This is a genomic window from Parvibaculum sp., from assembly GCF_035511255.1.
In the GTDB taxonomy this organism is placed as follows: Bacteria; Pseudomonadota; Alphaproteobacteria; order Parvibaculales; family Parvibaculaceae; genus Parvibaculum.
In genome coordinates, this window is the sequence record NZ_DATKFR010000236.1 from 1 (window position 1) to 8,142 (window position 8,142).

Below are 8,142 nucleotides of genomic sequence, written 5' to 3' on the forward strand. Positions count from 1 at the left end.
CGTCGTTCCAGCTGTCGCGAAGTCGCTGAAACCGTCCGGCTGCCTTCAGGAGGATGGAGGCATCGAATTCCCGAGGATCGGCGACGACCATTTTCGCCGTCTGGCTATAGGCTTCATGAGATCTTTGCATTCTTGAGGAGTGTCCCCTCGTACTCGATGAGCTTTTTTGCTTCCTTCAGCCCTTTATACATTTCACCAGTTAAAATTTTACTGTTAACAGCCTCTATGTAGGGCGCTGTACTCGGGGCGGCTTGCAGCACCTCATCGACCAGCTGGAAGTAAAGCGCATGATGCTGGGCGGGATCCGAAGCCAGATACATCATCTGGAGAACCAGATAGATTTTCTTGCAGGGCGTGTCCGCCTCGTCCATCCGCAGGATGTCCTTCTCCCGCAGAATAGGGGCGTCTCCTTCAATGAAGAGCCGCGTGCGTTGGTCGTCATTGGTGATGACGCTGTCGCCGAGAATGAAGCGCTCCCCCGGCTTGAGCTCGACTTTGAGGGCCATGGTAATTTCCCTTGGCGATGTGCGGTTGACCTGAAGCTTACCTCAAGGTCCCGATTCGGTCGTGCGGTTCGGGCCAAAAAAAACGGCGGGGACTTTTGTCCCCGCCGCCGTGTCTGGTCGAGAAGGTGACCGGTATCAGAAGAGCTTCGTGATGCTCTGGTTGGCCTGGTTCGAGATCGACAGAGCCGTCGTCGCGAGCGACTGGCGGGTCTGAAGGGCCAGCAGGTTCGCGGCTTCTTCGTTGGAGTCCGCGAGGGTCAGGTTCGAAGCACCCGTCTGCAGGGTGGAGATCATGTTCTTCGTGAACGACTGGCGGTTCTGAACGACCGACAGGTTGTTACCGAAGGCAGTCGACTGGGCCCGGAGGGTCGTCGTGGCCTTGTCGAGCGCGCTGATCGTGGCGTTGATCTTCGTCTTCGACGTCCAGTCGCTGACCGAGGTGAGGCCAAGACCGGTCGAGGACACATCCTTGCCCTCGATGTCGAGCTTGCTGTCGCCCTTCTCGTTGAACACGACGGAGAGGGTCGTGCCGCTCTGGAGAAGGTTGACGCCGTTGAAGCTCGCGTCGCCGGCCTGTTCGTCGATCTGGGTCAGCAGCTTGTTGTACTGGTCGACATAGACCTGACGATCGTCGATGCCATCCGTCGAGGTCAGCGCGGTATTGTCGAGCGCTTCGCCCGTCGCCGTGGACGTACCGCCGACCGTGACGTTCTCACCCGAGGCGACCGTCAGTTTGACTGCGGTGCCGCTCGTCGAAACCGAGAGGCCCGAGATGCCTGCGGCGGAGATCGCCGCCTTCAGAACGCCGGCGCTCGTGACGTTCTGCGTGAGCGTGATGCTCGTCGAGGCGTGGTCGCCGATCTTGATCGTGAGGGTCTTCGACGCGCCGGAAGCGGAGTAGTCCTTCGCGGTGACGTCGAGGGAGAGGTTCGCCGAGTGATAATCGGCCTGGAGAGCCTGGTTGGCCGTCGACTTCGCCTGGGAAACGAGCTTCGAGATCGCATCGATGCCCTGGCTCGCCGCGTTGATCGTCTGAACCGCGAGACCCATCGAGTCTTGCAGCGTGGAGAGGTCGGAGGCGCGGTTGTTCAGGCCCGCGGCGGTGAAGTAGGAGTTCGGGTTATCGACGGCGCTGTTGACCTTGTTGCCCGTCGCGAGGCGGTTGTTCGTGGTCGCGAGGAGGTCGGCCGTGCTCTGCAGGGTCTGCAGGTTCTGACGAACGCCAGCCGTAAGCGTAATTCCACTCATGGTCTCTTTCCTTTCCTAGGAACGAATGTCGTGGGCTCATCCTGAGCTCGCGAGGACTATGCGGTGGAGGTTCTTAAGGACGGGTAAAATGCGTCAAAAAAGATGTTCGGTTTTTCTTAAATGTAAAACGGGGCCCCGATGGGACCCCGTTGATTGTCGTTCCCGGATTTGAGCCGGAACTTAGAAGAGCTTCAGAATGCTCTGCTGCGCCTGGCTGGCGATCGAGAGCGCCTGGACGCCCAGCTGCTGACGCGTCTGCAAGGCGAGAAGGTTCGCGCCCTCTTCGTTGGTATCCGCCGTAATGAGATTGGCGGCGCCGGTCTGCAGCGTGGTGACCAGGTTCTTCGTGAAGTCCTGACGCGCCTGAACGATCGACAGGCTGGACGCGAACGAGGTGGCGAGGGTACGCAGCTTGTTCGTTGCGGAGTCATCAACGTTCTGGATCGACTTGATGTTCTCGTCGTCGTTGAAGTCGTCGTAGCTGAGAGCGGAGAGACCGACGCCGGACGAACTCGAACTCACACCGGCAATGGTCAGCTTCGAGCTCTGGTCTTCGTTGAAGTTGACGACGAGAGTGCTACCCGACTTGAGCAGGTTGATGCCGTTGAAGCTGGCATCGTTCGCCAACTGGTCGATCTGCGTCAGCAGATTGTTGTAGTCGTCGATCAGCTTGTTTCGGCTGGTGCCGTTTGACGAGACATTGGTATTGGTGCTGTCCGAGAGCGCGCCTGAAGTCGTCGCGTCGCCGGACAGAGTGATCTTGTCTCCCGAGGCAACGGTGAACTTGAGAAGGCCGGAGGGGGTCTCCGTAACCGTGAGGCCTGGGATGCCGGCTGCCGACACGACGGCCTTGAGGTCGCCCGCGCTCTGGATGTTGGTGGTCAGTGAGATCGTGACGGCGGACTTGCTGCCGACCTTGATCGTCAGAGTGCCGGGAGCGCCGGAATAGTTGTGGGCGGTCACGGTCTCCTGCAGCGTCGTCGGCTGGATCGTCGTCTGGAGAGCCTGGGTCGCCGTCGCCTTGGCCTGCTGCACCAGTTTCTGGATCGCGTCGATACCCTGGCTCGCGGCGTTGATGGTCTGGACGGCCAGCCCTTCGTTGTCGAGCAGGGTATTCAGATCCGACGCACGGCCGTTCAATCCCTGAGCCGTGAAGTAGGACTGGGGATTGTCGACAGCGCTGTTGACTTTAAGGCCGGTCGCCACGCGCTGCTGCGTCTGGTCCAGCAATTTCGAAGTAGCCTGCATGCTCAGCAGGTTGGACCGCATCGCACTGGAAAGAACCACGTCAGCCATTTTAATCACCCTCTTGGGTTCTGCCGGCGTGTCTCAATCCGGCTCGAGTGTCATACTGAAAATTAATGCTTAATTCCGAGTAAACGTTGGAGCACACAGCGTATCTTTTTGCCACAGAGTGGCTTTAGATCTCTGTCGTCCAGTTCGTTCGTCTACGGAGCATTTTCCAGCATCCTTGCGTTTGTACGCTACCTGAAGCGATATAAAGCAAGGAGCGGGCCAGTTTTATTATCAAGTAAAATCAATTGGTTACGCTCTTCTCCCGACTGCGACCCCGGCACTCGCTGCCGGGGCGGCGAGTTTTGCCGGGTGGCAATTTCCGCCTGAAGAGCGGAAGCGAGCGTCAGGCCGAGCGGGCGGCGAGAAAACGGCGGGCATCCCCGAGAATACGCGCGAGTAGCTCCGGATGCTCGAAGCCGGGCATGACGGGATAAATCTGCAACGTGGGGTGCCAGGGCAGGGTGCCGGTGCCGAGCTGCATCGGGTGGTGTGCCGGCATATAGACGAGCCCGGGTGTGCCCAAGGCGCCCGCCATCTCGGTCGCGGCGTTCCAGAGTCCCGTCACGAAATCCAGTTCGGTCGTGAGAGCGGCTGTCCCGTCAAGGTCTCCGTGGGTATCGAGGCCTGGCATCTCGTGGACGGTGAGCCCATGCGTTTCGGCGACGTCGCGGATCTCATCCTGCGGATTGCCGAACTGAAGATTGATAAGCTTCAGGCCTTCGATGTCCTGCAGCTTCGCCCATTCATGAAGAGAGGTCGCAAAAATATCGCGAATGGGATTACGCAAGCCCGAACGCCATGTAAGACCGACCTTGGGCCCGGCGCCGAGACTGTCCAACCAGGCGCGGGCTGCGAGGCGTTTTTCGACGTCGGCTACCAACGGCTTGCAGACCTTGGGAAAGGACTGAAGCGTGCGGCGGCGCAGCGCCGCGGCGATGCCGGCGGGCGCTGTGTAGTCGAAGTCGATGTCCTCGGCCGGATAATTGCCGAGCCCGGTCGCTCGCGGCTGCTCGGCGCGCACCGCCGCCTGCGGCCAGCTTCGCTGATAAAGATCGACGAGGCGAGGATCCGTTTCGACGATGACATGGCCTGCTTCGGCGATCAGATCGGAAATGACAGTCGAGAAACGAATGTCGTCGCCGATGCCCTGTTCGCGCCAGACCATGATGGTTTTGCCCGTCAGATCCTGTCCTTCCCAGAGAAGACCGGGGAAGGGCCGCAGCGGCGAGCGCATGCCACTCGCAAAGCCGAAGCCGTATATGTCCCAGCCATCCGTGATGCGGCCCACGGAAAGCAGGCAAAGCGCCAGGTTCCATAGCACGCCGTCATTGCCGGGATTGAGTTCGGCTGCCCTGCGATAGGCGTCGAGCGCTTCCTCCGGGCGACAGGCGTTCTGAAGGGCGGAGCCGAGGTTGGTATAAGATTGATAAAGGCCTGGCGCGAGCTGAATGGCTTTCATGTGGGCGCCGATCGCTTCGTCGAGCATGGCCTCGTCGGCGAGCACATTGCCGAGATTGGTGAAGGCAGCCGCGGAATAGGGATCGAGTTCGATCGCTCGCGAAAGTGCGTCTGCGGCCCTTTGCGGCTCCTTCATCGTGGCGAGAAGATTGCCATAGGCAATCCAGGCCTCCGTGTCGTCCGGCTTGATAGCGATGGAGCGCTCGAAGGCTTTCACGGCTTCGTCCTTGCGGCCGAATTTCGCGAGGATGGTTGCCTGATGATAGGCGACGATGGCGTCGTCCGGCGCGAGCCTCGCTGCTTCGCTCATGGCGGTGACGGCTTCATCCGCTCTCCCCATTTCGGCGAGAACTTTGCCACGTCCGCGATGCAGCCGGGCATCGTCGGGCGCGGAAGCGAGACCTTCATCGTAGGCGGCGAGAGCGGCCTCGTAGTTGTCGAAGATGTCGCTTTGCAGACGCGCGACCTCGATCAGCGCGTTGATGTCGCGCGGATCGAGACGCGCCGCTTCGGAGTAATGATGAAGGGCGTCGGAATGATTTCCTTCTGTCGCCAGTATGTTGCCGAGGTTGCGATGAGCGACGCCGTAATTCGGATCGATGGCCAGTGCCTTGCGCAGCAGTTCGACCGCGCGCTCATTGCGTCCCGCCTCATGTGCGAGCACCGCCATGAGGCGCACCACGCCGGCATTGCCGGGGTCCTTGGCGAGCACCTTGCGGTAATGAAGTTCCGCGTCGGCGAAATGGCCCTTGCGATGGAATGCCTGCGCCTGCTCGAGCACCCGGTTCATTCCGATCTGCTTTGCAGAGCCGTGCCTGCTGGATTTCGACATGGAAACGCCCTTTTCCCGCCCGTCCCGGCATAGCATGGCTCCAGGACGGATTTGCCCAACTGTTGCGCAACCCTCGCGCGAACAGGGTTAGCGCCGGGTTAATTTTCAGCAGGCGGCCGGTTCAAACGCGCGCGTCGTGCGCAATTGCGGCTGGAGCGCCAGCCGCTGGGCGGGAGATTGTAGCATTGCGCCCGTAACCGAGCGCGGGTGTCTTCTTCTCGCTGACGGCATTGGCGACCGACTTGAGCAACTGCTCGGAGACCGACTTGGCCGCACCCAGTGCGACCTCGTTCAGCTTCAGCAGCTCATCGAGCCTGATCGCGGCGGCCTTGAGCCTTGCAATCTTCTCGGCGGGAGCCCGGTCGATCAGATCCTTGCGCAACGACACGGCGCGGACATCCATTGCATATTCATTCGCGAGGCGGAGCTTCTGCTCCTGCAGGTCGACGATCTTCAGCGGTTCGCACGCCTGAAGAAATGCCGTTTCTCGGCCTATAACCTCGCCGAGTTGCTCGGCCACGCCGAGCATTCGGTCCATCAGGACGGCGGGTGAGAGCTCGGCGGCGGCGGTGCGGGTGAATTCGCTCATCGTGCTTGCTCCTGCAACTTGAGAATTTCGCCATAGATCTTGTCGGCAATGCCGATGCCGCCAGCCTTGCTCATTTCCTTGCCATATTGATCGACGAGAAGTGACCGGAACATGCCTTCGCCTTGGCCGCCGTCGAACGGTCCGTCGGATTTTATACCTTCGAACATCGATTGCATCATGGTTGAGACGAACTGAGACTCGAATTCCTGCGCGGCGGCCCAGGCCTTTGCATTGGTGTGTTTGCCGGCTCCCGCCATCTGCGACTGGAGTGGCGTATGGATGTAGGCCGTGGCGGTTGTGGAGAGGCTGTTCATCTTACATCACCTCGATTTCGGCCTGCAGCGCGCCGGCGGATTTGATCGCCTGAAGAATGGTGATCATGTCGCGAGGGCTGACGCCGAGCGCATTCAGTCCGTCCACCAGTTCCTTAAGACTGATGCTGCCGTCGACAAGCGCGAGCTTGCGGCCCTTGGTTTCGTCGACATTGACATTTGTGCGCGGCACGACGACGGTCTGGCCGGTATTCGAGAAGGGCGCTGGCTGGCTCACCTGCGGCGTTTCGCTGACGCTGATCGTGAGATTGCCCTGGGCGATCGCAACTTTGCTGACGCGCACATCCTGACCCATCACAATCACGCCCGAGCTTTCGTCGATGACGACGCGCGCAGGCAGATCGGGTTCGACACGCAGCTGCTCGATATCCGTCAGCAGGTTGACGACATTACCGGCATAGCTGGGCGGCACCGTGAGCTGCACGGTCGTCGGATTATCCGCCGTGGCCGCCGCTGTCCCGAGAAAAGTATTGATGGCGCTTGAGACGCGCTGCGCCGTGGTGAGGTCCGGGTTGCGCAGCGAGAGGCGCAGGGTCTTCAGCTCCGCCAGCTTGAATTCGATTTCGCGCTCGACGATGGCGCCATTGGCGATACGGCCATTGGTCGGCACGCCACGCACCACGGATGCGGCATCGCCCTTCGCCGAGAAGCCGCCGGTGGCGACCGACCCTTGGGCGACCGCATAGACCTGCCCGTCGGCGCCCATTAACGGCGTGACGAGCAGTACGCCGCCCTGAAGGTTCGTCGCATCGCCGAGCGCACTGACGGTCACGTCGATGCGGGTACCTTGCGGCGCGAAAGGTGGCAGGTTCGCCGACACCATTACGGCCGCGACATTGGCCGTCTTGATCTGGCTGCCACGGGTGTTGACGCCCAGGCGTTCGAGCATGGCGGTCAGGCTCTGTTGCGTGAAGGGGGCGTTGCGCAGCGTGTCGCCCGTGCCGTTGAGGCCGACGACGAGGCCGTAACCGACGAGCAGGTTGTCGCGGACGCCTTCGACATCGACAATGTCCTTGATGCGCGAGGCGGCCTGCGCCCCTTCCGGCGCGACGAGCGCGATCGCGCAAGCCAGAGCGAGAAGTTTGGCGGTGGTTCGGAGGAGGGTGGCAATATGCCTGAGCATTGAGGTGACCGTCTTGACGCGTGCAGGTGCGACCTCCTTAGCGAAAGCCATGCCATGGAACTTCCCGCCCTCAGACCCATCTAAGTAATTGATTCAATTATGTTCTTCGATGTAACGAGATGAGTGTGGAACGGCATTGCCCGGCAAGTTCGGGCCCTGTTTCCTGCAGTGATCCGGCAAGAATTGCCGGGCCCGCTCATGCTTAACGTCGCTTTAAGAGATGCGGAGCATCGTAGCAATTGAAGGGCTGCTCCGGTGGAGGAGGCTCGAAGGGGCTATCGATGAAGATTGGCAGCACACGGCAGGTGGGGCAGGCGGCGGGCAAGCGCCCGGCTTCGGCGCGGGGTGCCGGCTCAGGATTTTCTGCGGAGGGAGTGGGAGAAGGTAGAGAGGTTGGCATGGCTGGCCTCGGCGCCACGACCTCGCTCGGTGCGGTCGATGCGCTTCTGGCTCTTCAGGAAGCATCCTTCGTTGGAGACGCGCTGAACTCGCCGAAGCGAGCGATTGCCCGCGGCGAGCAGATGCTCGACATGCTCGATGATATCAAACTCGCTTTACTGTCCGGTCAGGTGCCTCAGCAAAAGCTCTCGCGGCTTTTGATGGCCGTCGAGGGGCAGAAAGCACATGTCGCCGATCCTGGTCTCGCGAATATTCTCGATCACATCGAACTTCGCGCCCGTGTGGAGCTCGCGAAATTCGGCACCTTCCCGAAAGAATGAGCAGTCTTGCTCACCGGCACGCCGCATAATTATTCATAA

The 8,142-nt window shown here is 60.7% G+C and carries 8 protein-coding genes; 1 reads left to right on the forward strand and 7 read right to left on the reverse strand.

Annotated features, from left to right (window positions below):
- Positions 1 to 113: 113 nt before the first annotated feature.
- The 7 genes from flbT to VMR03_RS09450 form a co-directional block, all read right to left on the reverse strand.
- Positions 114 to 506 (reverse strand): flagellar biosynthesis repressor FlbT, encoded by a 393-nt coding sequence (flbT, locus tag VMR03_RS09420; protein ID WP_325404527.1) that lies wholly within the window; start codon positions 504 to 506, stop codon positions 114 to 116.
- Between the two features lie 135 nt (positions 507 to 641).
- On the reverse strand, positions 642 to 1,754 hold the full coding sequence (locus VMR03_RS09425) for a flagellin (protein WP_325404529.1): 1,113 nt from the start codon (positions 1,752 to 1,754) through the stop codon (positions 642 to 644).
- Between the two features lie 180 nt (positions 1,755 to 1,934).
- Complete coding sequence (locus VMR03_RS09430) at positions 1,935 to 3,050, reverse strand: flagellin (protein ID WP_325404531.1); 1,116 nt, start codon at positions 3,048 to 3,050, stop codon at positions 1,935 to 1,937.
- Positions 3,051 to 3,393: 343 nt separating this feature from the next.
- Entirely contained in the window at positions 3,394 to 5,340 is a 1,947-nt protein-coding gene (locus VMR03_RS09435) for a tetratricopeptide repeat protein (protein ID WP_325404533.1), read from the reverse strand.
- Positions 5,341 to 5,461: 121 nt separating this feature from the next.
- A complete protein-coding gene (locus tag VMR03_RS09440) occupies positions 5,462 to 5,929 on the reverse strand; it encodes a hypothetical protein (protein WP_325404535.1) in 468 nt (155 codons plus the stop codon).
- Complete coding sequence (locus VMR03_RS09445; protein WP_325404537.1) at positions 5,926 to 6,243, reverse strand: rod-binding protein; 318 nt, start codon at positions 6,241 to 6,243, stop codon at positions 5,926 to 5,928. Before VMR03_RS09445 ends, VMR03_RS09440 begins: the two co-directional genes overlap by 4 nt.
- A 1-nt stretch (position 6,244) precedes the next feature.
- Complete coding sequence (locus VMR03_RS09450) at positions 6,245 to 7,384, reverse strand: flagellar basal body P-ring protein FlgI (protein ID WP_325404541.1); 1,140 nt, start codon at positions 7,382 to 7,384, stop codon at positions 6,245 to 6,247.
- A gap of 281 nt (positions 7,385 to 7,665) precedes the next feature.
- Between VMR03_RS09450 and VMR03_RS09455 the strand changes: the two genes are divergently transcribed.
- Positions 7,666 to 8,103, forward strand: a complete 438-nt coding sequence (locus VMR03_RS09455; protein ID WP_325404539.1) for a flagellar assembly protein FliX — start codon at positions 7,666 to 7,668, stop codon at positions 8,101 to 8,103.
- Positions 8,104 to 8,142 lie beyond the last annotated feature (39 nt).

Coding starts and splice junctions, on each gene's coding strand:
- flbT (WP_325404527.1), bottom strand. CDS start 506: ATGGCCCTCAAAGTCGAGCTCAAGCCGGGGGAGCGCTTCATTCTCGGC.
- VMR03_RS09425 (WP_325404529.1), bottom strand. CDS start 1,754: ATGAGTGGAATTACGCTTACGGCTGGCGTTCGTCAGAACCTGCAGACC.
- VMR03_RS09430 (WP_325404531.1), bottom strand. CDS start 3,050: ATGGCTGACGTGGTTCTTTCCAGTGCGATGCGGTCCAACCTGCTGAGC.
- VMR03_RS09435 (WP_325404533.1), bottom strand. CDS start 5,340: ATGTCGAAATCCAGCAGGCACGGCTCTGCAAAGCAGATCGGAATGAAC.
- VMR03_RS09440 (WP_325404535.1), bottom strand. CDS start 5,929: ATGAGCGAATTCACCCGCACCGCCGCCGCCGAGCTCTCACCCGCCGTC.
- VMR03_RS09445 (WP_325404537.1), bottom strand. CDS start 6,243: ATGAACAGCCTCTCCACAACCGCCACGGCCTACATCCATACGCCACTC.
- VMR03_RS09450 (WP_325404541.1), bottom strand. CDS start 7,384: ATGCTCAGGCATATTGCCACCCTCCTCCGAACCACCGCCAAACTTCTC.
- VMR03_RS09455 (WP_325404539.1), top strand. CDS start 7,666: ATGAAGATTGGCAGCACACGGCAGGTGGGGCAGGCGGCGGGCAAGCGC.